This window comes from Paraburkholderia sp. (assembly GCF_035501035.1).
In the GTDB taxonomy this organism is placed as follows: Bacteria; Pseudomonadota; Gammaproteobacteria; order Burkholderiales; family Burkholderiaceae; genus Paraburkholderia.
The window spans coordinates 1-24,875 of the sequence record NZ_DATJWR010000149.1 but is presented as its reverse complement, the minus strand read 5'-3'; the positions used below and the strand labels follow the sequence as shown (position 1 = coordinate 24,875).

Annotated in this window: 25 protein-coding genes; 2 read left to right on the top strand and 23 right to left on the bottom strand. The window is 62.7% G+C overall.

Annotated features, from left to right (window positions below; genetic code table 11):
- Nucleotides 1-45: 45 nt before the first annotated feature.
- The 13 genes from VMJ11_RS10420 to VMJ11_RS10360 all read right to left on the bottom strand — a co-directional run bounded on the left by VMJ11_RS10420 (nt 46) and on the right by VMJ11_RS10360 (nt 12,293).
- Complete coding sequence (locus tag VMJ11_RS10420) at nt 46-1,080, bottom strand: MlaD family protein (RefSeq protein ID WP_325619336.1); 1,035 nt, start codon at nt 1,078-1,080, stop codon at nt 46-48.
- Between the two features lies 1 nt (nt 1,081).
- On the bottom strand, nt 1,082-1,900 hold the full coding sequence (locus VMJ11_RS10415; protein WP_325619335.1) for an ABC transporter ATP-binding protein: 819 nt from the start codon (nt 1,898-1,900) through the stop codon (nt 1,082-1,084).
- A gap of 12 nt (nt 1,901-1,912) precedes the next feature.
- On the bottom strand, nt 1,913-3,004 hold the full coding sequence (locus VMJ11_RS10410) for an ABC transporter permease (RefSeq protein ID WP_325619338.1): 1,092 nt from the start codon (nt 3,002-3,004) through the stop codon (nt 1,913-1,915).
- 103 nt (nt 3,005-3,107) lie between these two features.
- Complete coding sequence (locus tag VMJ11_RS10405; protein ID WP_325619334.1) at nt 3,108-3,335, bottom strand: hypothetical protein; 228 nt, start codon at nt 3,333-3,335, stop codon at nt 3,108-3,110.
- 166 nt (nt 3,336-3,501) lie between these two features.
- Nucleotides 3,502-4,785, bottom strand: a complete 1,284-nt coding sequence (locus tag VMJ11_RS10400; protein WP_325619337.1) for a threonine/serine exporter family protein — start codon at nt 4,783-4,785, stop codon at nt 3,502-3,504.
- Between the two features lie 3 nt (nt 4,786-4,788).
- The gene (locus VMJ11_RS10395; protein ID WP_325619333.1) at nt 4,789-6,921 is read right to left on the bottom strand and encodes a xanthine dehydrogenase family protein molybdopterin-binding subunit; all 2,133 of its coding nucleotides are present in this window, start codon (nt 6,919-6,921) and stop codon (nt 4,789-4,791) included.
- Nucleotides 6,918-7,382, bottom strand: coding sequence for a (2Fe-2S)-binding protein (locus VMJ11_RS10390; RefSeq protein ID WP_325619332.1), 465 nt, complete (start codon nt 7,380-7,382; stop codon nt 6,918-6,920). The genes VMJ11_RS10395 and VMJ11_RS10390 overlap by 4 nt, the downstream gene beginning before the upstream one ends.
- Nucleotides 7,383-7,517: 135 nt before the next feature.
- On the bottom strand, nt 7,518-9,242 hold the full coding sequence (locus VMJ11_RS10385; protein ID WP_325619331.1) for a cation:proton antiporter: 1,725 nt from the start codon (nt 9,240-9,242) through the stop codon (nt 7,518-7,520).
- Nucleotides 9,239-10,297 (bottom strand): AI-2E family transporter, encoded by a 1,059-nt coding sequence (locus tag VMJ11_RS10380; RefSeq protein WP_325619330.1) that lies wholly within the window; start codon nt 10,295-10,297, stop codon nt 9,239-9,241. Before VMJ11_RS10380 ends, VMJ11_RS10385 begins: the two co-directional genes overlap by 4 nt.
- A gap of 158 nt (nt 10,298-10,455) precedes the next feature.
- The gene (locus tag VMJ11_RS10375) at nt 10,456-10,995 is read right to left on the bottom strand and encodes a DNA starvation/stationary phase protection protein (protein WP_325619329.1); all 540 of its coding nucleotides are present in this window, start codon (nt 10,993-10,995) and stop codon (nt 10,456-10,458) included.
- A 10-nt stretch (nt 10,996-11,005) separates the two neighbouring features.
- A complete protein-coding gene (locus VMJ11_RS10370) occupies nt 11,006-11,161 on the bottom strand; it encodes a hypothetical protein (RefSeq protein ID WP_325619328.1) in 156 nt (51 codons plus the stop codon).
- A 59-nt stretch (nt 11,162-11,220) separates the two neighbouring features.
- On the bottom strand, nt 11,221-11,847 hold the full coding sequence (locus VMJ11_RS10365) for an AraC family transcriptional regulator (protein WP_325619327.1): 627 nt from the start codon (nt 11,845-11,847) through the stop codon (nt 11,221-11,223).
- 47 nt (nt 11,848-11,894) lie between these two features.
- Nucleotides 11,895-12,293, bottom strand: a complete 399-nt coding sequence (locus VMJ11_RS10360) for a response regulator transcription factor (protein WP_325619326.1) — start codon at nt 12,291-12,293, stop codon at nt 11,895-11,897.
- A gap of 223 nt (nt 12,294-12,516) precedes the next feature.
- Between VMJ11_RS10360 and VMJ11_RS10355 the strand changes: the two genes are divergently transcribed.
- The gene (locus VMJ11_RS10355; protein ID WP_325619325.1) at nt 12,517-13,494 is read left to right on the top strand and encodes a patatin-like phospholipase family protein; all 978 of its coding nucleotides are present in this window, start codon (nt 12,517-12,519) and stop codon (nt 13,492-13,494) included.
- 32 nt (nt 13,495-13,526) lie between these two features.
- The gene (locus VMJ11_RS10350; protein WP_325619324.1) at nt 13,527-13,979 is read left to right on the top strand and encodes a DUF2721 domain-containing protein; all 453 of its coding nucleotides are present in this window, start codon (nt 13,527-13,529) and stop codon (nt 13,977-13,979) included.
- 6 nt (nt 13,980-13,985) lie between these two features.
- Here VMJ11_RS10350 and VMJ11_RS10345 read toward each other — a convergent pair whose 3' ends face one another.
- The 10 genes from VMJ11_RS10345 to VMJ11_RS10300 form a co-directional block, all read right to left on the bottom strand.
- A complete protein-coding gene (locus VMJ11_RS10345) occupies nt 13,986-14,630 on the bottom strand; it encodes a response regulator transcription factor (RefSeq protein ID WP_325619323.1) in 645 nt (214 codons plus the stop codon).
- Nucleotides 14,631-14,747: 117 nt separating this feature from the next.
- Entirely contained in the window at nt 14,748-16,019 is a 1,272-nt protein-coding gene (locus VMJ11_RS10340; RefSeq protein WP_325619322.1) for an MFS transporter, read from the bottom strand.
- A 15-nt stretch (nt 16,020-16,034) separates the two neighbouring features.
- Nucleotides 16,035-17,768 carry a ubiquinone-dependent pyruvate dehydrogenase gene (poxB, locus tag VMJ11_RS10335; RefSeq protein WP_414694361.1) on the bottom strand — a complete coding sequence of 578 codons (1,734 nt, stop codon included), beginning with the start codon at nt 17,766-17,768 and terminating at the stop codon, nt 16,035-16,037.
- A 55-nt stretch (nt 17,769-17,823) separates the two neighbouring features.
- On the bottom strand, nt 17,824-18,222 hold the full coding sequence (gene cyoD, locus VMJ11_RS10330) for a cytochrome o ubiquinol oxidase subunit IV (protein WP_325619320.1): 399 nt from the start codon (nt 18,220-18,222) through the stop codon (nt 17,824-17,826).
- Nucleotides 18,219-18,767 (bottom strand): cytochrome o ubiquinol oxidase subunit III, encoded by a 549-nt coding sequence (gene cyoC / locus VMJ11_RS10325; protein WP_325619319.1) that lies wholly within the window; start codon nt 18,765-18,767, stop codon nt 18,219-18,221. Before cyoC ends, cyoD begins: the two co-directional genes overlap by 4 nt.
- Nucleotides 18,768-18,847: 80 nt before the next feature.
- Nucleotides 18,848-20,836: a cytochrome o ubiquinol oxidase subunit I gene (gene cyoB / locus VMJ11_RS10320; protein WP_325619318.1), complete on the bottom strand. Its 1,989-nt coding sequence runs from the start codon at nt 20,834-20,836 to the stop codon at nt 18,848-18,850.
- A complete protein-coding gene (gene cyoA, locus VMJ11_RS10315; protein ID WP_325619317.1) occupies nt 20,833-21,711 on the bottom strand; it encodes a ubiquinol oxidase subunit II in 879 nt (292 codons plus the stop codon). Before cyoA ends, cyoB begins: the two co-directional genes overlap by 4 nt.
- Before the next feature lies 1 nt (nt 21,712).
- Nucleotides 21,713-22,621: a heme o synthase gene (locus VMJ11_RS10310; protein ID WP_325619316.1), complete on the bottom strand. Its 909-nt coding sequence runs from the start codon at nt 22,619-22,621 to the stop codon at nt 21,713-21,715.
- A gap of 5 nt (nt 22,622-22,626) precedes the next feature.
- Nucleotides 22,627-24,102 (bottom strand): catalase, encoded by a 1,476-nt coding sequence (locus tag VMJ11_RS10305; protein ID WP_325619315.1) that lies wholly within the window; start codon nt 24,100-24,102, stop codon nt 22,627-22,629.
- 43 nt (nt 24,103-24,145) lie between these two features.
- Nucleotides 24,146-24,875 (bottom strand): NAD(P)/FAD-dependent oxidoreductase (locus VMJ11_RS10300; RefSeq protein ID WP_325619314.1); only part of this gene is annotated, 730 nt, incomplete at its 5' end.

Here is a 24,875-nt window from a genome sequence, read left to right as displayed (position 1 = left end):
CGAGGACAAGGGCAGCGCACGCCGCCAGTGCGGCGCGTTTGGCGCTCATCGAGAACTCCCGGGAAGTTCAACTTTTTCGGGCGGACCGCCGAGGAGCACGCCGGCAGGATTGCGCTTTACGTTTTCCGACAACACGCGCAGGTTGTCTGCGGTGACCCGCAGATCCTGGACGATCACGCGCACGTCGTATTGATTGTCGCCGATCAAGGCATCGAGCCGCTCCGCCATAGCATTGATATGCTTGATCATGCGGTCCAGGTCGCCACGATCGGCGAGTCCGCGCAGGCGACCGCTGACCGCCGCGGCATTGTCGACCGTCTGCTTGAGTCCCGGGTCCGCGAGTAGTTCGTCGAGCCGAGCGGCAGCGGAGTCTATCTTGCGCAGCGCATGATCAATGGGCGCCGCAGCGAGGATTCGATCGATGCGCACAACCGTCGCGTCGGCGTCCCTGACGAATTCAGCGACCGGCGTCTCGCTGACTTTTTTGTCCAGATTGACGACGAGCGCGTTCAGGTTTCGGGCGAGCGTCTTGACATCCGCTTCGTTCAGGCTCGACAGGAACGCCTGGGCGTTCGCGATGATCTCGCCGGAGAGACTCGGCGCGGACGGCACGTACGTGTACTTCGGCTCCCACTGGAACGCCAGCGGCGGGTACTTCGCCGCGTCGACGAAGTCGATCGCCAGATACTGCTGGCCGGTAAGACCTGCAAGCTGGGTCTGGGCCCGTAACCCTTTCTTCACCAACTGCGCCATATCCCGCTTTAGCTGCTCGGCTTCGTCCGCGGAAAAATTGACCTTCGCCCGGACCACGATGTATTCCCTGCGTCGGTCCAACGGAACGTCTCTTTCGTACGTGGCCGCAGAAGTCAGAATCTCCGAGACCTGGCCCAGGGGGACACCGCGAAAGCGCACGGGCGCACCGAGTTCGAGGCCGGAAACCGATCCGTTGAAGTAGGTCTCGAAAGTGAACGTCGGCTGGAAGAGCTTTCGGCCGCCCACCAGAAAGAGCACCGTAGCCATGACACAAAGGCTCACCATGACGAACAGACCAAGCCGAGCGTAGCGCTTGCCTTCGTCCACGCTATCCACCCGCTTTTCCCCCGACCAGATCGGGCTGGCGGTTAAAGAACTGTCGCACCCTAGAATCGGCGCTGTGATCGCGCAGGTCGACAGGCTTCCCTTCCGCAATGATGCTACGAGAGACAGAGTCCAGCATGATCGCCCGATCGGCGATGGCGAAAATGCTCTGCAGCTCGTGGGTCACCACCACGAAAGTGAAGCCCAGATTCGTGCGCAGCGAAAGAATGGTCCGGTCCAGGTTGGCCCCGGTGACCGGATCCAAACCAGCCGAGGGCTCGTCCAGCAGCAGAACGTCGCAACCGAGTGCCATTGCGCGAGCGATTCCAGCGCGCTTCAACATGCCACCGGACAGTTCCCCAGGCATCAGCGCCTCTGCATAGGCCATTTCAACCTGATGCAACAACATGCGCGCAATGAGATTCTTATCCGCGAGCGCGAGGTCGGTGAACTGATCAAGCGGAAAGCGTACGTTTTCGAGTACGTTCAACGATCCGAACAGCGCGCCGCTCTGGTACATCACGCCGAGCTTGCGCTGCATCTGAGCCTTCTCGTCCGCGCTGGCCATCACAAGGCTGCGCCCATCGATAAGGATGTCGCCCGCCATCGGTTTGAACAAGCCGATGATGTTCTTCATCAAGCTCGACTTGCCGCAGCCTGAGCCTCCCAGGATCACCACGATTTCGCCACGCCGCACATCGAACGACGCGTTTTCAAGCAGGACGCGTGCGCCGTAACCCATGCGCAGCTCGCGCACGCTGATAGCTGGCATTCCGCCGCCGACAGCTGCCTTGTGGTTGTCGGTGTGCGCCTGGGTCTGCATCGTCTTGCCTGTTCAGCTTGTGAAGACGGCAAACAGACCGTCGATTACGATGATCAGCACAATGCTGGTGACTACCGCACTGGTTGCCGAAAGGCCGACCGAGATGGCACCGGCACCGGTGCCGAGCCCGCGCTGACAGCCGACCGCGGCAATGGTCAGGCCGAAGGCGGCGGACTTGACGATGCCGAGGACGAAGTCTCCCGGAGTCACTGCCCCGAGCAACTGTGTGTAGAACTGCAGGAAACCAACACCGAAGGTGGTCATCACCAGCGCCCCCCCGAAGATTCCGACGATATCGGCCAGGACTGCGAGCAGCGGGAGCACGAACATCGCAGCGATCAGCCTCGGCAGTACCAGGAAGTGGATCGGATGCAACCCGAAGGTGGAGATCGCATTCACTTCCTCGTTGACTTTCTGCGTGCCGATCTGGGCGGCGAACGCGGCTCCGGTACGTCCGGCGAACACGATCGCCGTCATAAGCGCGCCGAGCTCGCGGAACATGGCGACCCCGACACCGTTCACGACGAAGATCACAGCGCCGAACTGCCGGGCCACGAGACCGATCTCGAATGCGATGATCACGCCCATGAGAAAACCGGTGAGAAGGACGATCGGGACGGCGTGGGCGCCGGCTTCGGTGGCAACGTCGAGCACATCGCGCCAGTTGGGCGCGCCTCGCCGCGTGAGAGCGAGCCACAATACCCGCGCGCACGCGCCGAGGAACCCGGCCATGTCCTTCGCGTAGGCGACCAGCTGCGCGGTCGCGCGGCCCACATGTTCCAGAATGCCCATTGGTCGCCGGCTGCTGGCAAACGCCACGAAATCCTTGGGGTTGAAGGCGCGAAGCAGCGAAGCGAAATTCGGCGCCAACTCCCGAATTTCGACTCTTGCGTCCGCGCGGCGATCGCGTCGAGTGAGATCGAACAACAGTGCGATGCCGACATCGTCGACATAGTCAAGTTGCGATGCATCCACAAAGATTGGGCGATCGGGGTTGCGCGTGAGCGTGTCGATCGCCGATTGCCAGATCGGCGCAGCCGTGTAAGCCGTGATACGGCCCTGGAGCCGAAGCTCAATCCCCTGACGCGAATCGGTTGACGTCATCGCGGTCACACATATTCCGGGATGGCATCACGCCGCATTGCACATTTAACTAGTCCACAAATGCCAATTTCGGACACTCCGATTAGACCTCTACGGATTACAGTCACATTTCACCCCGATCTGCCTCGTCGACTTGTCCGATCTCGACTTCTGCCCTACGTTCGCGAGTCAGTACCTCGGCAATTACCGCAAGCAAAACAGCGACGGACAAGAGGAAGAAGCCGATCTTTCCATACCCAAATCCAGCGAGCATAAGATCGTAGGCGCCCAACAATAGGCAGACACCGCCAGATATAGCGCAAAGCGCGACAAGGAATTTAATGAGTTTCATTGGATATCCAATAAGAGCTAGCGATGGAAAGCTTTCCTTAACGGGCGCTCGTTTGCAGAACGATCGTAGAAGTCGATGCAGTCGCGATCGTTCTTTCTCGAGAGAACGCCGCACACAATCACCGTCGCGCATCTAAGGGGCAAGCATTCGGACGCTTTCATATGGCCTACTCTGCGACGCCTTGGTCGCCGTGGCTTCGCTGAGTCTGCGGTTGCGTGGCTCTCCGGCTGATGCGATCGAAGATCAATTTCGGCCCGATGAGGCCCAAACTCATTGCCAGGATGATGGTGATCGCCGTCATGCCATCGGCGATGGTTCCCCCTATGAGCTCCAGCGTCGTATGCGCACCACCGGAAAGCTGAATCAGGCCGCTGGCCGTTCTGAACAAGAACAAGCCCGGCATCATCGATACCACTGCGGCGAAACCGATGGCCGCAAACGGCATGTGAACACGGTGCGACACCGGCGCGAGGACCAGTCCCGCAACCAGGCAAGCGACAAATGCGCCTGCGGCGGCGCTGGCCCCGAGCAATATCATCGTCCCCCACCGCAGGGCATGGGCGAGCATTCCGACCGCCACTGGCCAGGCCAGCATATTCGCCGGCATGGAAAAGAAGATGCTGAATGCAGCGACTGCAACACCAGCCGCGAGCACGTCTTGCCACAGGGAAACTTCTTTGCCGATCTGGTGTACCGGCAAGGTCACGCCGAAGAGGGCTAGGCCAAGCAGAAGCCCGATCGAGATCGCGACAATCACGAGGCCCGCGTAGATCAGGCGACTGGCGCCAAGATGAATGCGCCCATTGAACAGATCCATCGCGCCATTGAGCACATGCGGGCCCGGCACCAATATCATGCATGGGCAGAGCGCAATTAGGCGCAATGACGAGCTCAGTTCGTACCGTACCGCGAGGGCACCGATGGCGCCAGCAACCAGTGATGCGCAGAATGGCTGGACGAAGAGGTTTTCGCCGTAACGGGCCAGGGTGCGGCGCAGCAGCGCACCGGCGGCTGCGCTCGCGAAAATAATGGCCGCCGAAGAAAGATGTTGCACACCGTAGAGCACCGCCAGGGCTACGGCACCCGCCCCGGCAGCCAGCACGAACAGCAATTCGGCTGCGGGCGCGGACTGCGAGATCGCATGCAATATCCTGGGCGCGGCTTCCGGCACGCACCTGCCGGAATTGAGCTCCCCGATCGACCGCATCGTGGATGCCACGCGATGCATATTCACGCCGGCAGGCTCGGCCGCCACGCGCGTGGTGAATCTGCCCTCCGCGTTCTCGGCCTGAAGTTGCAGTTCCCCCCAACGCGGCACGATCTCGGAGCGCAGTCCCAGCGTTTTGCCGACGCTCTCGGCCGCCCTCAATGTCTGTTCAGTGGCTTGCCCATTGACGAAGAGAACCCGGGCAAACGCAAGTACGAGATCGGATCGCTCTTGCAGCGTCATCAATCATGCAAAGCGAACGCCGCTGTCCTCCAGCGGTAGTGCGCGGATGCGCTTGCCCGTTAGCGCGAATACGGCGTTGGCGATCGCCGGCGCGACCAGGGGCACGCCGGCCTCGCCCATGCCGCCAGGCGATTGACCCCCCGAGATCAATGCGACATGGATAGTCGGCACTTCGGAGAATCGCGGAATGGTGAACGCGTCGAAATTCGCCTGCTCGACTCGACCGTTCTTGATCGTAATCTTGCTGCGAAGGGTATTGATGAGGCCGCTGACGGCACCTCCCTGCAACTGCGCGATCACCTGGTCGGGATGCACGGCGACGCCGCAGTCGACGGCGTAGGTGAGTTTTTCCAGCTTTATTTTCTTTGCGGAACCGGATACTTCGGCGATGAGCGCGATGTGCGTGTCGTAGCACTCCATGGAAGCAACACCATACGCGTGCCCCTTGGCCGGCTTGCCCGTGTAGCCGGCATCCTTCGCCGCGCGCTCAAGCACAGCGCGCTGGCGGGGCAGCTTCTCCAGCATGGCCAGCCGGAATGCGATCGGATCCTGATGGCTCGCACGCGCTAGTTCATCAACGAAACTCTCGATCGCGAATGCATTGAGCGCGTTACTCACCGAACGCCAGTAGCCGACACGGATGCCGACCTCTTGGATCACGGTTCGCAATTCGAGGTTCGGGATGTCGTAGGTGAAGTTGATCAGGCCCTCGGTCATGAAGCCGTCGATGCCGTCCTTCACCACGCCCGGAAACAGACGATTGGTGATCGAAGGCGAAATCATCTTGTGCGTGAACGCAGCGACGCGACCGTGATCGAGCGACGCGCGCAGCAGGTGAAGGCTGGGCGGGCGATAGAAGTCGTGGGTGGTGTCGTCCTCCCGGTTCCAGATGAGCTTTACCGGGGTGCCGGGCAGCGCCTTGGCGATCGCAACCGCCTGGGTGACGAAGTCCACATCCAGGCGCCGGCCGAAGCCGCCGCCGATGAATTGCGCGTGGATCCGCACCTTGTCTGGCGCTACGCCCGCCGCTTGCGCGGCGGCGCCCTGCGCGCCCTGCGGGTACTGCGTACTCGCCCACAGGTCGACCCCTTGGGCGGAGACGAGCGCCAGGCAATTCTGCGGTTCCAGCGTCGCATGCGCCAGCATTTGCGACGTATAGCGCGCCTCGATCGGCTTGCCCTTGGCGAGCGCCGCGGCTGCGTTGCCGGCCTGTTTCACCACGGCACCCGGCCGCCCTTTGGCGCGCTCCAGCGCCGCGTAGATCGCGGCGGTGCTGAGTTTTGCCGCGGGACCTTCGTCCCATTGCACCTTGAGGTCGGCCAACGCCGATTTTGCGGTCCAGTAGTGGTCGGCGACCACCGCGACCCCTTCGCCGATGTCGACCACCTTGCGCACACCTGGGCGTTTTTCCGCGACGCTCCCGTCAAAGGACGTGACTTTGCCCCCGATCACGGGGCATGGAAGAAGGGCGGCGTACACCATGCCCGGTTGCTTCGTGTCGAGGCCAAATACGGTACGGCCGCGCGCCTTGTCAGCACCGTCCAGGCGCGGCAGCGCCGTGCCAATCACACTGAAAGCGCTAGCGGGTTTTAGTGCAATGTCCTTTGGCACGGGTTGGCGTGCTGCGGCGCCAGCGAGCGCGCCGTAGCTGAGCGTCTTCCCCTCATGCGACACCTGGCCGTTCTCGGCACGGCAGGCATTCGCCGGCACATTCCATTGTGCAGCGGCCGCATTCACGAGCATCAGCCGCGCCGCGGCGCCTGCCCGGCGCAGCGGCTCCCAGGCGTCCCGCACGCTGGTGCTGCCGCCCGTGATCTGCGCGCCCATCAATTTGTTAAGGTAAACCGGACTGACCACGGCCTGCTGGACCTCGACGCGCCGTGGATCGACGGCCAGCTCTTCCGCCAACAGCATCGCGAGGGATGTGTGAACGTCCTGGCCCATCTCGTTGCGTGGGCATACCAGGCTGATGACACCGTCCTGGCGCACGGTGATCCATGCATCGGGTTCGAATGCACCTTCTGCAGCACGAGCGCTTTGCGGCACGCCGAATCGAAAGCCGAGCGCGAGCCCGCCGCCGAAGACGGCCGAGATCTTGAGGAACTCTCTTCGGCTGACCCCGACTGCGGCGTTCACGCGGAGCCCCCGAGTTGCTTGGCTGCGTCCTGAATCGCGGCACGGATACGCTGGTAGGTTCCGCAACGGCAGAGGTTGCCTTGCATGGCCACATCGATTTCCGCGTCGCTGGGTGTCTTGTTGTTGCTGAGCAACGCCACCGCCGACATGACCTGGCCCGACTGGCAGTAGCCGCACTGCGGCACCTGGATCTTGTCCCACGCATTCTGCACTGCCTCGGCCACGCGGCCGGTCACACCTTCAATGGTCGTGATTTTGCGTCCTTCCACCGCCGAAATCGGCAGGACGCAGGAGAACGTCGCCTGGCCATCCACGTGCACGGTGCAGGCGCGGCACAAGGTCGCGCCGCAGCCGAACTTGGTGCCTGTCATCCCCAGGTAGTCGCGCAGTATCCACAGCAGCGGCGTGTCCGGCGGCGCATCGACCGTGACTGCCTGGTTGTTGATGTTGAGCGTTGTCATCTGGGCTTCCCTGGATCTCGATCCCTCTGGCATCTCGACAAGCCAATCATCTCCGTGCTGGCCGGTACTGTCTTTCTTGTTCCTGCGCGATTTGCAGGATCTTGCCCCAGGGATGCAGTCCCCTCTCCCGGAAGATCAGTTCTGCTCGGCCGCGCCGGCCGTGCGCAACGCCGCGTAGTCGTTGGCCTTGAGCGCCCTAATAATCGAGTCGGCGCGCTCGATGGCCATGCCGAGTCGATCGAGTATGGAACGCCCGAATTTCAATGTGCCCTCCGGCATGAGCGCCATGACGCGCGCGGCGCCCAACTCGCGAAGTTCGTCCCGCTGCGCCAGGTACGGGACAGCGGCCATCACGGGAACGCGCGGAAAAAAGTGTCGCAAGTTGCCGACCATGCGCCGGGTCGACTCGTAATGTCCCGTGGTCACGACCACCAGGCGCGCGTTGCGGATGCCGATTGCCTCCATCATCCGCATGTCCGTGGCATCGCCATATTGGACGTTGTGGCTCGACTGCCGGCCCTTCTCCAGGCGCTCCGGATCCAGTTCGAATGCCCGGTAGGGAATATGCGCGCGGCCGAGAATTGCGCAAACGACGCGACCCACGTAGCCGTAGCCGGCCACCACGACGGCATCTTCGGCGATGCGGGCATCCGGATCAGGCGCCGTTTTCACCCGCTGGTGCCGCAGGCGATCGCTCCATTTGTAACCAAGGTTGATCAACATCGGCGACACGGCAAATGAGAGCGAAACCACAACCAGGCCGACGCTGTAGTACCGCGCGTCCAGCAGGCTGTTCGCCTTCGCACTGGCCATGACAACATAGGCGAGTTCGTCGAACGGCATCGCCAGCAGCCCGGCCAGAAGCGCCGACCTCGATTCAAGCTGGAAGAACCGTGCCAGGGCGAACAGGACGATGAATTTGATGAGTAGCAATCCTGGCACATACAGGAGCAGATCCGCCTTGAACTCGACGAGCTCTCTCGGGTCGATCGCCATGCCGATGGCGATGAAGAAGAGCGCGAGCAATACCTGCTTCGCCGGAGCCACGGCCGCCTTGATCTGATCCGCATAGACCGTCGTCGAGAGGAGCACGCCAATCATGAAGGCGCCCAGCGCGATGGAGATGCCCACGCTATCCATCCACCCGCCTGCAAGAAACACGGCGGCAAGCACTGTCAGCGCAAAGCCGCCCGGGCCCAGGTGGCGCGCGGCCAGGCCGAGCGCCCAGGGCAGGATAAAGCGGCCCAGGACATAGACGCCGGCGATCGCGGCCACCACTGCGCTCACCTTTTCAATGTCCAGGCCGTGCGCGCCCGGACCCGAGGCCATGCCCAATACCGGGATCAGCGCCAACACGGGTATCGCCATGAGTGATTGAAAGATGTCAATCGCAATGACGGCTCTGCCCTGCGTCGACGCGCTGTCGCCCTGTGCCTGCAGGATGGAAATGGGAATGGCCGACGAACTCATGGCGAGGGCCAGGCTGACCACCAGCACCGAATGCCAATGCGCGCTGGCATCGCCGACCGTGGCAAACAAAAACGCCCCGATGGCGGCCGTAGTGAATGCGTATTGGGCCGACCCCAGACCGAACACGAGGCGCCGCATGGACCACAATTGCGCCGGCACGGTACCCAGCCCCACTGCAAACAGCAGCAGCATGATGCCGATTTCACCGACCGCCCGCAGTTCGCCTATGTGCCCGGTCAGCAGCGGCCTCGGGGAATGCGGTCCGAGGGCCAAGCCGACGAGCAGCAGGGCGACGATCGCGCCGATGTTCAGCTTCTTCGCCACCCCGATGGCGACAATAGAAGTCAGCATCATGACGGCGACCGCGAACATCAGCTGGCCGACGTTCACGGGGAATCGGCGGCCGAGGGGCTGCGGGCGCCCGTCCACTCGTGCCAGAGCGCGCCGAACAAGGCGAGCACGACGGGCCCGATCAGGATTCCGGAGGTCCCCAGGACCTCGAAGCCTCCCAGGCTGCCGATGAGAATCCACACGAAGCCGAGATTGACGGTGCTGCGTATCAGCATCGGGCGGACAAATTTGTCCACTATGAAGAGCGATGCCAGCCCCGCCGCGCAGACAAACAATGCGGCGCCGCCGGACCCCTTGGTCATTAAAGCCGCTGCGGCGCCAAGCACCGCCAGATAGCCCAGGAAGGGAATCATGGAGCAGACGCCGGTCAAGGCGCCCCACACCCCGGGTTGCTGGACGCCCGCCAGCGCATAGATCGCAAAGCTCAGGACGCCGTCCAGCAATCCGACGATGACCATGGCGGTGACGGTCGCGCGTACCGCCGCGATCGACAGCCGCAGGTAGGAATCGGCGCGCTCGCCGAGCAGGTCATGGATCAGGCGGACCAGCTGCTGCGCCAGTGCCTCACCGTCGCGGAACAGCAGAAATAGCACCAGGATCGTGAACACGATGACCAGGACGTGGTGGGCGATGAAATGCCCCATGGTTTGCGCCCACCCGAGCACCGAAGGCGTATCGGGGCGCCGCAACCACGCCGACACGCCGCCCGGAACGCCGAGAATTGCGCTCCATTGATCCGCGAGCCAGGCACCGAAGACCGGCGTGGACTCCAGCCATCCCGGAGTGGCGAGTCCGTTCCTGTCCGCGGCCACGATCTGGTCGGCCAAGCTGCGCATTTCCAGGGTCAGCGCGCCCACGGCAAACATTAGAGGCCCGAGCACGAACAGCGTCACGAGCATCGTGAACAGGAGGGGCGCCGCGCTCGAGGCGGCGCGCGCCGGTAGCCGCCGCGAGAAACGCCGATAGATCGGCCAGGTGGCGACTGCGATGACCGATGCCCACAGCAAAGGCTCGAGGAAGCTGTGCAGAATCCAGGCCGCCAGCAGAACGACCAGCGCAGCCCAAAGCTGACCCGCGCCTGGCGTCGGTTTCATCGGCTGATCGATTCTTTTTCCTGCCGCTCTTGCTCGATCAAAATGTCATGGGGTTCCGAGCCCAGCGTCCACGAAGGCGGGTCGCTCGCTGGATAGGAGTCAGCGAGCACCACATCGATTTCCTCTTCGCTGATTTCGCCTCGAGTCGGCACTGCGCGTCAATGTCCTGTGGGAGCGCCCTTGCGGCTGGCCTCGAAGAGGAACCAGGTGCGCCGCTCGGTTTCATCGATCCAGACCTCGATCAGGCTTGCCGTGGCAATGTCGCGGTGCTCGTCGCACACGTCATGGGTATTCCGAAGACGGGCAGCGAGCGTCTTATTGTCCTCGCGCAGTTCCGCCAGCATGTCCAATGGCTCCACATAGTCCGCATCGTTGTCCAGCACGCGCTGCGTGCGCGAAATATGGCCGATGGACCTGAGCGTCGCCCCGCCGACCTTGCGGACCCGCTCCGCGACGGGATCGGCCATGGCGTAGAGCTGGTCCGCCTGCTCATCGAGGAGCAGGTGATAGTCGCGAAAGTGCGGCCCGCTCATGTGCCAATGAAAATTCTTTGTCTTCAGGTAGAGCGCAAACACGTCGGCCAGGATGGCATTCAGGGCCGCGGCGACGTCCCTGGTCGCGTCCGCATGCAGATCGCTCGGCGTTGCTAGCGGCGCGCCCCGCCTGCGCTTCAGTTCCGCGGTTACCTTTTTGGTCATGATCTCTCCCTTAGAGCACAAACACGTAGATCATGGCGAACCCGACAACCATGACAAACGCGAGCGTGGGGATCCACTGAACGTGACGCAGCACGTATTCCGAGCGAAGCGGATCGGGCTCTGTGCTCTCAGCCGTTGCCGGCGGGGGAAACTCGTTCTGGGACATTGTGTCCTCCTGTAGTCTGATTCGCTTGCTGTTGGCAGCTCACGCGCTAGCGCGGAAATTCACGCAAACCTGCTAGCCGGAACGGACGCGACGGGGGCAGGCGCAGCCATGGGCCTTCTGCCGCCCCTCCTCGACGCTGCGCGGAAAGCGCCTGGGGTGGTACCGGTGTGCTTGCGGAACAAGGTCGTCAGGTGGCTCTGGCACGAGCAGCCGACGTCCAGCGCAATGTCGCAGATGCTCTGATCGCTCGTGGCGAGCAGGTTCATGGCCTTCCGGATGCGGCATCGAATCACGTACTGGTAGGGCGTGAGGCCCGTGGTGACCTTAAAGCTTCGCCCGAAGGAAAACGGCGCCAGGCCGACCGCGCTCGCGATCTGTACCCAGCTGAGATCCGTGTCGAGGTTCTGGTGAATGAACCTTAGGGCGTGCCGTAAGCAGTCCCTAGACAGGCGCGTGGCGTGGGAATTCGGCTCGTCGACCGGAAAGTCCGCGGATTCCCGCAGACAGGTAACGATGGCCTGCGCCACCTCGTGAGCGCGCTTCTCGTCCCAGTCATTCCGGACCGTGCGTTCCAGAAGGTGCGCGCGCAGCATGCCTATCGCACGATCGACGTGCACTGCGGAGTCTGCGCCACTCATGTCTGCATGTGACTCCGCGACCGATTCCAGCGTTGCATCCGTGGTCATCGTTCATTTCCTCCAAAAATGCCGAGGGGGTGCCGGCTGTCTTTGAGTCATCGCGATCCGGTCCTGCCAGTGTCGATGGCGGAGCCTACGCATTCAAGAAGCTCCTCGGCCGTGAAAGGCTTGGCGAGATAACAGGACACGCCCGCGGCGAGCGCGCGCCCCCGCACCTTCTCCTCCGGGTAGGCCGTCATCAGAACGGTCGGAATGGGAGTGCCTGATGCGACGAGCCGATCGTGCAACTCAAGGCCGCTCATCCCCGGCATGCGCATATCGGCGATCACGCATGCGATGTCCTGCAAGCGCCCAGACTCCAAGAATGCCTCGCTGGATGGGAACGCCACCACAGCGAACCCCGCGGCCTCGAGCAGATCTTCCGTGGTCGCGCGCATCGACTCGTCATCCTCTACGATCGCCACAGTGGCAGTTCCGGCGTTGCCTGATTTCACGGCACGAGTCTAGGCGGCGCACGCGCAAGCGGCCATTGGACGTGCGTACAGGTCGCAGGCGCACGCGCCTAGTCCACTCGCCGGTGGGTAGCGATGGCCTACGACTTTGGTTTAGTTGGCCGGCGGCTTCGCCGCGGCTGACAGGCCCCGGCAGTCGCCCATTCGCAGGAGCTCGGGCAGGATTCGTGAAGACGGCAGTCCACCGTGAGTTCAACCTGAACTCATGGACAACAAGGTCATCAGTGTCGGGCTGCAGGGCGGCGGATCGCACGGCGCCTTCACTTGGGGCGTTCTCGATCGCCTGCTCGAGGACGAGCGCATCGCCATCGACGGCGTCAGCGGTGCCAGCGCAGGCGCAGTCAACGCCGTGGTGCTCGCCCACGGCCTTGCCACCGGCGGGCGCGATGGCGCGCGCCGGGCACTGACAAAGTTCTGGGACAGCGTCAGCGCCACGTGGAGCGGTGGGGAAGCGCTCTACTTTCTCACCCGGTATTTCTCGCCGTCGCAGGCAAATCCGCTCAATATCAATCCACTGCGCGAGATATTGGCGGCGCAGATCGACTTCGAGCACCTGAGATCAGCCAGCACCATCAAGCTGTTCGTCTCCGCCACCGAAGTGAGCTCGGGATTGCCGCGATTTTTCGGCAACAACGAGATCACGCTTGACGCAGTTCTGGCTTCGGCGTCGCTGCCGACGCTAATGCACCCTGTCGAAGTGGACGGCAAGGCCTATTGGGATGGCGGATTGACCGCCAATCCGCCCATCCGCCCGTTGCTGTATGAATGCGCTGCGTGCGACATTCTCCTGGTGTTGCTCAACCCGGCCCAGCGGCCGGATATTCCGGCGGATGCCGAGCAGATCCGACGCCGGCTGGACGAGTTGAACTTCAGCTCCGCGCTGTCCTCCGAACTGCAGGGCATCGCGCTGGCCAAACAGGAAGCAGAACGCCATCCGCTTTCCCGGGGCTACTTCGAGGACAGGCTGCGCGGTCTCAACATGCATGCCGTCTGCCTCCCGGACTCGATGAGCGGGCTGAGTACGCTCACGCGGCTCAACACCGAGGGCAGATTTCTCAAAACGCTGCACGACGCCGGGCGAAGGCAGATGGCCGCGTGGCTCGAGAACAACTTTGCCAACATCGGCCGCGCCTCGTCCTTTTCGCTCGATACTTACCTGCCCTCTCAGAACCTGGCTGCCTGACCGCGCAATACTAGAAACGGGGAGACCGCCGCTTGCCGACGAACGAAAGTGTTCCGCTCATTCAGCACGCGATTCAGCTTGCGATCGCGCCCGTGTTTCTGCTCTCGGGGATTGCGGCCCTGCTCGGCGTCATGGCCGGTCGCTTGGCCCGCATTGTCGACCGCGTGCAGAATCTGGACCAGGGATGGGCGGCGCTGGATGAAACGGAGCGCGCGGCAGGTCGAGCGGAACTTGCAAATCTGGAGCGCCGGCGTCAGCTGGCAACCTGGTCGATCAACTTCTGCACCGGCGCAGCGCTACTATTGTGCATTGTCATCGTTACGCTCTTTGTCGGGCAATTCCTCGGAACGGATCTCAAGTGGCTCGCCGGCGCGCAATTCGTGGGCGTGATGGCGGGGCTGATTGGCGGTCTCTCTTCATTCGTGCGGGAGGTCAATCTCTCCGGTTATTTCGGTCGGATCGATAGGGCGAAGTTCCATCAATGACGTACTTTAGTTAGCGGGCGACTTCGCCTCGCCAGACAGACCCAGGCTGTCGCCCATGCGCAGGAGCTCGGGCAGCGTTTTCGCCTGCATCTTGCGCATGAGCTGACCGCGGTGCACCTTGACGGTCGCCTCACTCACGTCGAGCTCGGCGGCGATTTGCTTGTTCAGGCGCCCAAGGATCAACAACGGCATGATTTCGCGCTCGCGCGGCGTGAGTGCGTCAAAACGCTTGCGCAACTCCGCGACGCGCGTGGCTTCCCTGCGCTGCGTACGGTTGCGCTCGAGCGCCGCCTGGATCGCGTCGAGCAATTCCTGGTCGCGGAACGGCTTTGCCAGAAACTCCACCGCTCCGGTCTTCATCGCCTGAACGGACATGCGGATGTCGCCATGCCCGGTGACGAAGACAATCGGCAGCTCCTGGGCGGTGTCGGCGAGATGGCGCTGGAAGTCGAGCCCGCTCTGCTCGGGCAGCCGGACATCGAGGACCAGGCAGCTGGGCGCGTCCGGCCGCTTCGCCTTCAGAAACTCCTGCGGCGACGCGAACACCCGGACTTCGAGCCCGACCGAATGCAGCAGATCCTCGACTGAGGCGCGGATCGAAGCATCGTCATCGACGACAAAAACTACCGGATTCTCGTGCGTTGGAGCCATCAGATCCCGCCCCCAAGTCAGCAGGTCCCGCCCGTGTTCTCTGCCGGCATTCTACCCAAATGACGCGGGCGGGGGCTGATCGCCGATGGAGCATCGAACCCCGCCCCGCCGGATGCATCATGGCGCTTTCTGCGCCTCTGAGCCGGTCTCCTTCAGGAAGCATGCGACGACCACGGCCAACGCAATCGCGGCGGCAAAGATGCTGTCGGCCTTGACGAAGATATTCAGAGTGAACGGCCCGCCATCCGCGAGCCTTTGCAGCCACCAGCCCACGGCGGGCGCCACCAATGCGCTCATCACGAATACCAGGAAATTGATCGCGCCTGTGGCGCTACCCTTCGCGTTGTCCGGATTGACCTCCTTGATGATCGAATACGGGATCATGGCCGCGCCGGATCCGAAGCCGAGCAGGAACGCAAGCACATACGGAGGAAAGGTCTCGGGCGGCAGGTACAGGATCGCCAGCATCGCCGCCAGCATCAATGCCGCCCCGGCGATCAGCAACGGTTTACGGCGGCCGATGAAGTCGGCAAGATAGCCAAGGACCGGGCAGCCGAACACCCAGCCAATCGGCACCATCGCCGCACGATCGACCGCTTGCGCGTACCCGAGTTGCCAACCATCGTGCATGAACGCCACGCCCCAGGTCATGGCGCCGACCGTGGTGGGCAGGAACAGCAAGCCCGCACATAGGCCGCAGAGCCAGGACTGTGGGTTCGCGAGAACCGTCTTGTAGGGCGCAAACGTGCTCCAGATGCTCGCCTGCGCGTCCGCGGCCCGGGGTTCGCGAGGCGTAGCCATGAACATCGCCACTGCGATCAACAACGTGATGCCCCCCGAATAGAACCAGAACTGCTGCCACACGAGCGGGCCATGAATCAGCGGGGCGGCGACGAACTGGCCTGCCGCGCCGCCGAGCATGCCGATGCATTGCGTGACGCCGATGGCGCTGGCGATATAGCGCGCCGGAAGCCCATGGGCCGCTAGGTAGACGGCCGCAATGAACGCAAACGCCGCACCGGCGCCTTGCAGGAACCTCCCGACCGCCGCCACCCAGCTGATTTCCACTCCGAACATCGCGGTGCCGAGCGCAAGCAGCAGCACACCGATCGAGACCGTGTACTTGGCGCCCCACCGGTCGACCGCCGCGCCGGCGAGGATCGCGAACGCGGCATAGGAATAGAAATAGAGGCCAAGCAACGAGCTTAGGCCCACCGTCGTCAGGCCGAACGCCTTGGTGAGTTCGGGCAGCATGACGCTGGGCGCGGAGCGCACCGCGTATTCCATGAAGTAGAACAGCAGGCAGAACAGCCAAGCGACGACAAACGCCGCCTGGAAAACGCTTGCCGCCGGTTTTGCTGTCCGGAATACCACCGTTTGCGCGGACATGATTCGCACTCCCGGTCAGCGCCAGAGGTTGGAGCGTGCGAGGTCGACCACCTCGTTGCCGCGGCCGCTCATGATGGCTTTCACCATGAACAGCGAGAAGCCCTTCGCCATCTCCACCGTGATTGAAGGCGGCATCGTGAGCTCCGTGCGGTTGACGACGGCGTCGACGAGAACGGGGCCGTCATGGGCCAGCGCGGCGGCGATTCCCTCGTCGACCTGGCCCGGGTCTTCGAGCCGGATGCCGCGAATTCCGGCCGCCTCGGCCATCGCAGCGAAATTCGGGTTCTTGAACTCGGTGCCGAAATCGAGGAAGCCGGTCGCCTTCTGCTCGAGTTCGATGAAGCCGAGGGCGCCGTTGTTGAAGACGACTACTTTCACCGGCAAGCCGAGTTGCGCGAGGCTCAGGAAGTCGCCCATCAGCATCGCGAAGCCGCCGTCGCCCGAGAGCGAGATCACCTGCCGGCCCGGAAACGCCGCCTGTGCGCCGATCGCCTGCGGCATGGCATTGGCCATCGAGCCGTGCCAGAACGAACCGAGCAGCCGCCGTTTGCCGTTCATCGCGAGATAGCGCGCCGCCCACACCGTCGGCAGGCCGACGTCGCAGGTGAAGACCGCGTCCTGTGAGGCACGGTCGCTAAGCGCCTTGACGATCTGCTGGGGATGAATGAGTCCGCTTCCCGGCCTGCCGACGGCGAGGTCGTCGAGGGACTTGCGCGCTTTGCGGTAATGGCTGCGCGCCTGCTCGAGATGCGCGCCGTCCCGCTTCTGCTCAAGCAGCGGCAGCAGCGCCTGGAGCGTCGCCTGCACGTCCCCCACCACGCCGACGTCGACGGCCGCCCGCTTGCCAATATTCTCCGCGCGGATGTCGACTTGCGCAATTTGCACGCCGCCGTTCGGATAGAACTGCCGATACGGAAAGTCGGTGCCCAGCATCAGCAGCACTTCGCAATCGAGCATCGCGTAGTATCCCGAGGAAAAGCCGATAAGGCCGGTCATGCCCACGTCGTAGGGGTTGTCCCACTCGACGTGCTCCTTTCCGCGCATCGCGTGCACCATGGGCGCCTGCAGCCTCTTGCCGAGCGCAAGCAGCGCGTCGTGCGCACCGGCGCATCCCGAGCCGCACAGGATCGTCACCCGCTTGTCGCCGTTCAGCAGCGCGGCGAGCCGGTCGAGATCCACGGGCGCGGGCACCACGATGGGGGCCGGTGGCAGCAGGCTGCCAATGCGGGGCTCAGGCGCAGGGGCCGCTTCCTGCAATGCGACGTCGCCCGGGATCACCACAACCGAAACGCCGCGCTTGCCGACCGCTTCGCGGATCGCGACTTCCAATGCGCGCGGCATCTGGTTGGCCCCGGAGACCAGCTCGCAGTAATGGCTGCACTCCTTGAACAGGGTCTGCGGGTGGGTCTCCTGGAAATAGCCCGATCCGATCTCGCCCGACGGGATTTGCGCGGCGATGGCGAGCACCGGAACGCGCGAGCGGTGGCAATCGAACAGGCCATTGACCAGGTGCAGGTTGCCCGGCCCGCAGCTGCCCGCGCACACGGCAAGCTCCCCGGTGAGGTGCGCCTCGGCCCCGGCGGCGAAGCCGGCGACTTCCTCGTGCCGGACATGCAGCCATTCGATCTTGCCTTGCCGGCGGATCGAATCCGTCAGCCCGTTGAGGCTGTCGCCGACGATGCCGTAGATGCGCTTGACGCCGGCGGCGGCGAGTGTCGCGGCGAACTGATCTGCAACTGTTGTCATGATTGACCTTTGTTGGGTTGATGGCGAAAGGAACTCGGCAGGCACGTCACGTCGTAGGTCAGCGCTGCATGTGCAAATCCATCAGCCCGGGCGACATCGTCATGTTCGCGTTCAGATTGGCCATGATCCAGAGCGATCCCGCGATCACCAGGGCAACGATGAGCACGCCGAACGCTAACGCGAGCACGTTGTTGGTGCTGTCCGGTCCCGTCGTAATGTGCAGGAAAAAGACCAGATGAACGCCCATCTGGGCGATGGCGAGCACGGCAAGCCCCAGCGGCACGCCGGGTCCCCAGAGTAGCGAAGTGTTAGCGACCCAGAAAGACGTCGCGGTGAGAACAACGGCCAGCAGCAATCCTATCGTGTAGATCAGGACGCCAGCCGGCGCCGTCGGTTGCACCTCGGGAGAGGGTGCGGCGTCTCCGGGAGCGCGATCGCTTCGTGTTGTAGTCGTCATTGGATAATTCCCATCAGATAAACTACCGTGAACAACCCGACCCAGATGATGTCGAGCGCGTGCCAGAAGAGCGAGAAACAAAGCAAACGGCGTTGCACGGAGGCGCGAAAGCCCATAAATGCAACCTGGGCCATCATCACGATCAGCCAGATCAGACCGACGCCGACGTGCAGTCCGTGACAGCCCACGAGCGCAAAGAAGGCCGAAAGAAACGCGCTGCGCTGCGGCGTCGCGCCCTCGGCGATCATGCTCGCGAACTCCCGGAGTTCCAGCGCGAGGAACGCGACGCCGAGCACGAAGGTGATTGCGGCGAAGAAATAGGTGGCAGGACGGCGTTGCGAACGGATGGCTAGCGACATCAGCCCGCAGGTGTAGCTCGAGACGAGAAGACAAGCCGTTTCAATGGCGGCCGTGACTTGATTGAACAGCTGGGCGCCGGCTGGCCCGCCCGCGGTGCCGCTCTTGAGCACTGCGTACGCTGCAAACAACGCCGCGAACATCACGATGTCGCTCAGGAGGAAGATCCAGAAGCCGTAGGCAACCACGATCCGCTTCGAAGCGGGACCGGCCTCGCCTGCGGGTACTAGTGCATCGGGCTGCAGTTCGTCTACGGTAGCGGCGGCATTCATAGCGCGACCTCCACTGGGTGAGTGCGATCGAACTGGGCGACCTGCGCAGCCGGAATCTCGAATTCACCTTCCTCGCGGAACGCGAAAACAAGAATCGTCAGGAATGCGCCGAGCACCCCGAGTCCCGCCATCCACCAGATGTGCCAGATCAGCGCAAACCCGATGACGACGGCAAAGAACGCGTTGACAAAGCCGGTCGCGCTGTTCTTCGGCATCTCGATCGGCTTGTACTCGCGCGCAGGCGCTGGCTGATCCTGTCGCAGAGGCAGCGCTTTCTTCCTAGCCCAGAAGGCGTCCTTCCCCGCTACGCGCGGTACAAAAGCAAAATTCCAGGATGGAGGCGGTGATGCCGTAGACCATTCGAGCGTACGGCCGTTCCAGGGATCGCCCGTCGCGTCGCGATACTGCTCACGGCGGCGGATCGATACGACAAGCTGCACAACCTGGCAGAAGATACCTGCCCCGATCACGAGGGCACCGATTGCCGCTACGACGAGCCACGGCTGCCAGCCGAGATTGTCGTAGTGCTGCATGCGCCGGGTCATCCCCATCAAGCCCAACACGTAAAGCGGCATGAATGCGAGATAGAAGCCGACAAGCCAGCACCAGAAAGAGGCTTTGCCCCATCGTGCATCGAGCGTGAAGCCGAAGGCCTTGGGGAACCAGTAGTTGTAGCCCGCCATTGCGCCGAAGACCACGCCGCCGATGATGACGTTATGGAAGTGCGCGATGAGGAACAAGCTGTTATGCAGCTGGAAACTGGCCGGCGGCACGGCCATCAGCACGCCGGTCATGCCGCCAATGACGAATGTCACCATGAACCCGACCGCCCACAGGACCGGCACGGTGAAGCGGACGCGCCCGCCGTACATCGTGAACAGCCAGTTGAAGACTTTGACGCCGGTCGGCACCGCGATGATCATGGTCATCACCCCGAAGAAGCCGTTGACGTCCGCGCCCGCACCCATCGTGAAGAAGTGGTGCAGCCAGACCAGGAAGGACAGCACGCAGATCGCCATGGTGGCAGCGACCATCGAGCGATAGCCGAACAAGGGTTTGCCGGAGAAGGTGGCGACCACCTCCGAAAAGACGCCGAACATCGGCAGGATCAGGATGTAGACCTCGGGGTGGCCCCAGATCCAGAACAGATTGACGTACATCATCTGGTTGCCCTGGGCGGCGAGCGTAAAGAAGTGAAAGCCGAGATAACGGTCGAGCAGCAGCATCGCGAATGTCGCAGTCAGAACAGGAAAAGCCGCGACGATCAGCAGGTTGGTGGCGAGCGCCGTCCAGCAGAAAACCGGCATGCGCGTCAGGCTCATTCCCGGTGCCCGCATTTTCAGAATGGTCGCGACGAAATTGATGCCGGCCATCAGCGTACCGACGCCGGCAATCTGCAGGGCCCAGAGGTAATAGTCGACGCCGACGCCCGGGGAGAATTCCAGCTCGCTTAGCGGCGCATAGGCGACCCAGCCGGTTTTTGCAAACTCGCCAACGACCAGCGAAATGTTCGTCAACAGAATGCCCGACGCAGTCAGCCACAGACTCACCGAATTCAACGTGGGGAATGCGACGTCGCGGATGCCGAGTTGCAGCGGCACCACAAAGTTCATCAGGCCGATCACCAACGGCATGGCCACGAAGAAGATCATGATGGTGCCGTGCGCCGAAAAGATCTGGTCGAAATGCTCCGGAGGCAAAAATCCCTGGGCACCGCCAGCCGCGACCGCCTGCTGCGCGCGCATCATGATCGCGTCGGCAAAGCCGCGCAGCAGCATGATCATTGCGAGGATGAAATACATGATGCCGATACGCTTGTGGTCCACCGATGTGAGCCACTCGCGCCACAGATAGGGCCAGTATCCCTTCACCGTGACCCACGCGAGAATGAGCGCGATCACCAGGACCATCCCTCCCGACGCGCCCATGACGATAGGTTGATCGAAGGGGATTGCGCTCCAGTCGAGCTTGCCGAGTAGCTTCATTTTTCACTCCTCTGCGGCGCCGAACAGGCCAGCTGCGCCGTAACGTTCATCGCCGATGGCGGGTTTGCGATGTTGTGAAAAAGTTTCGGGGCGACCGCGCCATAAGTTGAAGGCGCCACCGCCTTGCTCGGCTTGGCCAGGTCGGCGTAAGTCGCCGCATCGAGCACAGCACCGCTGCTGCGGGCTTGCGCTATCCACTGCGCAAACTGCTCGGCCGATACCGCATCAACATCGAAACGCATGTCGGCAAAGCCGTCGCCGCTGAAATTGGCCGACAGCCCGGGGTAGGTGCCGGCGTGGTCGGCCTGGAGTTGAAGGCGTGTCACCATTCCCGACATCGTGTAGATCTGGCTGCCGAGCTGCGGTATGAAGAAACTGTTCATCACGCTGGATGACGTGAGCTCGAAGCTGATCGGCGTGCCGACCGGCACAGTGAGGTGGTTGACGCTGGCAATTCCCTGCTCGGGATAGATGAACAACCATTTCCAGTCGAGTGATACGACCTGAACGACAACCGGCTGCTGCGCGGAGGCAATCGGCTTGCGCGGATCGAGGTCATGTGCGCCGACCCAGGCGACACCACCGACCAGCAGCACTGTCATTGCGGGTATGGACCAGACGAGCAATTCCAGCCGTCCGGAATACTCGAAATCGGGCAGATAGCGTGCGCGCTGATTGGAAGAGCGATACCAGAAGGCGATGCCCAGCGTGGCGAGGATCGTCGGGATCACGATCGCCAGCATGATTGCGAGCGAGTTGAACAGGATTTGCCGTTCGGCGGCGGCGATGGGCCCCTTCGGATCGAGGACGCCTTCAGTACATCCGCCCAGTGCCGCGGCGGCGACCAGGAGAACGGCGAGTGCGCGGACACGCATATCAACCTCCCAATAGCGCTGCGAACAGCACGAACAGGTAGGCAATCGAAAAAGCGAACAGGCGATGGGCGGCGCGGCGATCGGTATCGCTGCTCCTGCCTACCCGCAATGCGAGCGCGACGAATATCGCTGAACAGACAGCGGCGGTCAGGCCATAGATGGATCCGGCCAGGCCGAGCGCCCACGGCAGCATGGAAACTGGGGCCAGGATGAGGCTGTAGATGACGATCTGCCGCTTTGTTGCGGCCTTGCCCGCGACAACGGGCAGCATGGGGACGCCCGCGCGGGCATAGTCGTCGGTGCGATTGAGCGACAGCGCCCAGAAATGAGGCGGCGTCCAGAGGAAGATGATCAGGAACAGAATCAGCGGCGAAAGACCGACGTCTCCGGTGGCCGCGGCCCAGCCGATCACCGGAGGAAGCGCACCGGCGGCGCCGCCGATGACGATGTTCTGTGGTGTGTGCCGTTTCAGCCAGACTGTATAGACAACGGCGTAAAAAAAGATTGTGAAGGCGAGCAGCGCCGCCGCCTTCACATTGCTTGCGATGCCGAGAACAACGACTGCGCCGCAGGCAAGCACGAGTCCTAAAACGAGCGCTTCTGAGCGCGAGACCTTGCCGCGCGGAATCGGACGCCCGGCGGTACGCGTCATCAGCGCATCGATATCCGCGTCGTACCACATGTTCAGCACACCCGCGGCTCCCGCGCCCGCTGCGATTCCGAGAATTGCAATGGCCCCGGAAAGCGCGTCAGGATGAACCGGCGCAATCGTCAACCCGACAAGCGCAGTGAACACCGCAAGCAACATGACGCGCGGCTTCATGAGCGCAATAAAATCGAGCCCGCGTGTCGCGAGCGTGGAGCCTGCAGGCGACTGAAGGCGGGAGGCGGGAATCGCTGCGGTTTTCATGCTCGTTACACCGCCACAGGCGAAGAATGAATCCTGGCCGATAGACCCATACGGGCTGCGAGGCCCTCGCCGTATGCCGGATCAGCCTTGTAGCAATGCGCCACTTGGCGCTTGATGATCTCCACCGGCACGCCGGCCATGGCGTCGGCGTAATTGTTGAATAGCCTTTCCCGCGATTCTCTGCTCATGAGCCGGAACAGATCACCGGGCTGTCGATAGTCGTCGTTGCCATCGCGATGGTTGTAGCGGTCGGCCGCTTCGCTCGAAATCTCCATCGGCGGTTCCTTGTAACGTTCGTCCTGCACGGCGCCGTTGAACGAGTTCGGCTCGTAGTAGGCATCGACATTGCCAGTTTCGGCCGGAAAGAATCGCATCGGCCCGTCCTTGTGGTAGGCGTGCACCGGGCACCTGGCCGCATTCACCGGCAGGTGCTCGTAATGCGTGCCGAGCCGGTAACGATGCGCGTCTGCATAGGAGAAGATACGGGCCTGCAGCATCTTGTCGGGCGACCAGGAGATGCCGGGCACCACGTTTGACGGAGAAAAGGCGGCAAGTTCGATCTCCTGGAAATAGTTTTCCGGGTTCTTGTTGAGCTCGAAATAGCCGACATCGATCGGCGGATAGTCGCCGTGCGGCCAGACCTTGGTCAGGTCGAAAGGGTTGTACCAGTGCTTGCCGGCGTTCTTCTCAGGCATTACCTGGATCTGCAATTTCCATCGCGGGAATTTGCCCTTCTCGATGGCGCCGAACAGCGCCTCTTGGAAAGACTCGCGATTCTTGCCAACGACTTCGCTGGCCTCGGCATTGGTGTAATGCCTGTGGCCCTGCTCGGTCTTGAAGTGGAATTTGACCCACACCCGCTCGTTCCTGGCATTGACCATCGAATAGGTGTGCGAGCCGTAGCCGTTCATGTGCATGGGCGAGATCGGCAGACCGCGGTCCGACATGAGGATCGTGACCTGGTGCAAGCTCTCCGGCGACAGTGACCAGAAATCCCACATGGCGGTCGGCGAGCGCATGTTGGTCCTGGGATGCCGCTTCTGGGTGTGGATGAAGTCGGCGAACTTGTAGGGGTCGCGCACGAAGAACACGGGAGTGTTGTTGCCGACCAGGTCCCAATTGCCGTCCTCGGTGTAGAACTTGAGCGCGAATCCACGCACGTCGCGCTCGGCGTCGGCCGCGCCGAGTTCGCCCGCGACGGTCGAGAAGCGCGCTAGCATCGAGGTCCTGGCGCCCTTCTGCAGCGCCTTGGCCTTGGTGTATTTCGAGATATCGGCAGTAATGACGAGATCGCCAAGCGCGCCCCAGCCCTTGGCGTGCACCGTGCGCTCGGGGATACGCTCTCGGTTCTGGTGCGCGAGCTTCTCGATCAGCTGGTAGTCCTGCAGCAGCAGCGGCCCGCGCGGGCCGGCGGTCAGGGAATTCTGGTTGTCGGCAATCGGGTTGCCGGCAGTCGTGGTCAGGATTGGCTTCTTGGCCATGGAATTTCTCCTGTAGTAGAGACTTCTGCGAGAGCTGGTGACGTCAAGCCGGGGTGGACGAGGCCGGGGCTTTGACTTTGAGGGGACTACCTGGCGTCAGAGTACGGAGGTCAGCGGTCTGCACCGGTTGCGCACTGACCACTTGCGCGGAAGGCGCTTCGGAAATGAGTCGCGAGCTTCGTTGCCCGGTCAAATAGGACCAAAGCCACTGAATTTGCACTCGCAAACGGTTTTGCAGCTGCGGAAGAGACATGATGTGAATGAATGCCCAGACCAACCAGGTCAAAAATCCGCTCATTTGCAGGCGGCCGGACTCCAGCAGCGCAAAATTTTTGCCGATGACAGCCATGTTGCCCTTGTCGAAATACGCGAAGGGCCGCCCCGGCTGCTTTCCTTCGAGTAAATCCGCGATCACGCGCCCGACATAGCGTCCCTGCTGGATGGCGACCTGCGCGACGCCAGGCAAAGGCTTGCCATTGCGGAAGGCGGAGGCCGTGTCACCTATGACGAAGATGCCGGACACACCCGGCACATCCATGAACGGGCCAACGGATATCCTCCCGGCCCGGTCGGTACTTGCCCCGAGTGTTTTCACGAGCGGCGACGGCGTGACACCCGCCGTCCACAGCACGGTCGCGCTGGGAATCCTTTGACCATTGGCGATGATGCCCTGCTCGTCGACTCGTTCGACCTTCATACTGGTCAAGACCTTGACGCCGAGTTTCTCGAGCCGCCAGGCTGCCTTTCGCGAAAGCGACTCGGCGAAGCTCGGC

What these genes read in the sequence shown, in the direction of transcription:
- VMJ11_RS10310 (WP_325619316.1), bottom strand. Translation starts at nt 22,621, where the DNA reads ATGAAAACCGCAGCGATTCCCGCCTCCCGCCTTCAGTCGCCTGCAGGC.
- VMJ11_RS10305 (WP_325619315.1), bottom strand. Translation starts at nt 24,102, where the DNA reads ATGGCCAAGAAGCCAATCCTGACCACGACTGCCGGCAACCCGATTGCC.
- VMJ11_RS10340 (WP_325619322.1), bottom strand. Translation starts at nt 16,019, where the DNA reads ATGTCCGCGCAAACGGTGGTATTCCGGACAGCAAAACCGGCGGCAAGC.
- VMJ11_RS10375 (WP_325619329.1), bottom strand. Translation starts at nt 10,995, where the DNA reads ATGACCAAAAAGGTAACCGCGGAACTGAAGCGCAGGCGGGGCGCGCCG.
- VMJ11_RS10355 (WP_325619325.1), top strand. Translation starts at nt 12,517, where the DNA reads ATGGACAACAAGGTCATCAGTGTCGGGCTGCAGGGCGGCGGATCGCAC.
- VMJ11_RS10390 (WP_325619332.1), bottom strand. Translation starts at nt 7,382, where the DNA reads ATGACAACGCTCAACATCAACAACCAGGCAGTCACGGTCGATGCGCCG.
- cyoA (WP_325619317.1), bottom strand. Translation starts at nt 21,711, where the DNA reads ATGCGTGTCCGCGCACTCGCCGTTCTCCTGGTCGCCGCCGCGGCACTG.
- cyoD (WP_325619320.1), bottom strand. Translation starts at nt 18,222, where the DNA reads ATGACGACTACAACACGAAGCGATCGCGCTCCCGGAGACGCCGCACCC.
- VMJ11_RS10365 (WP_325619327.1), bottom strand. Translation starts at nt 11,847, where the DNA reads ATGACCACGGATGCAACGCTGGAATCGGTCGCGGAGTCACATGCAGAC.
- VMJ11_RS10415 (WP_325619335.1), bottom strand. Translation starts at nt 1,900, where the DNA reads ATGCAGACCCAGGCGCACACCGACAACCACAAGGCAGCTGTCGGCGGC.
- VMJ11_RS10410 (WP_325619338.1), bottom strand. Translation starts at nt 3,004, where the DNA reads ATGACGTCAACCGATTCGCGTCAGGGGATTGAGCTTCGGCTCCAGGGC.
- VMJ11_RS10380 (WP_325619330.1), bottom strand. Translation starts at nt 10,297, where the DNA reads ATGAAACCGACGCCAGGCGCGGGTCAGCTTTGGGCTGCGCTGGTCGTT.
- VMJ11_RS10405 (WP_325619334.1), bottom strand. Translation starts at nt 3,335, where the DNA reads ATGAAACTCATTAAATTCCTTGTCGCGCTTTGCGCTATATCTGGCGGT.
- VMJ11_RS10400 (WP_325619337.1), bottom strand. Translation starts at nt 4,785, where the DNA reads ATGACGCTGCAAGAGCGATCCGATCTCGTACTTGCGTTTGCCCGGGTT.
- VMJ11_RS10345 (WP_325619323.1), bottom strand. Translation starts at nt 14,630, where the DNA reads ATGGCTCCAACGCACGAGAATCCGGTAGTTTTTGTCGTCGATGACGAT.
- VMJ11_RS10370 (WP_325619328.1), bottom strand. Translation starts at nt 11,161, where the DNA reads ATGTCCCAGAACGAGTTTCCCCCGCCGGCAACGGCTGAGAGCACAGAG.
- cyoB (WP_325619318.1), bottom strand. Translation starts at nt 20,836, where the DNA reads ATGAAGCTACTCGGCAAGCTCGACTGGAGCGCAATCCCCTTCGATCAA.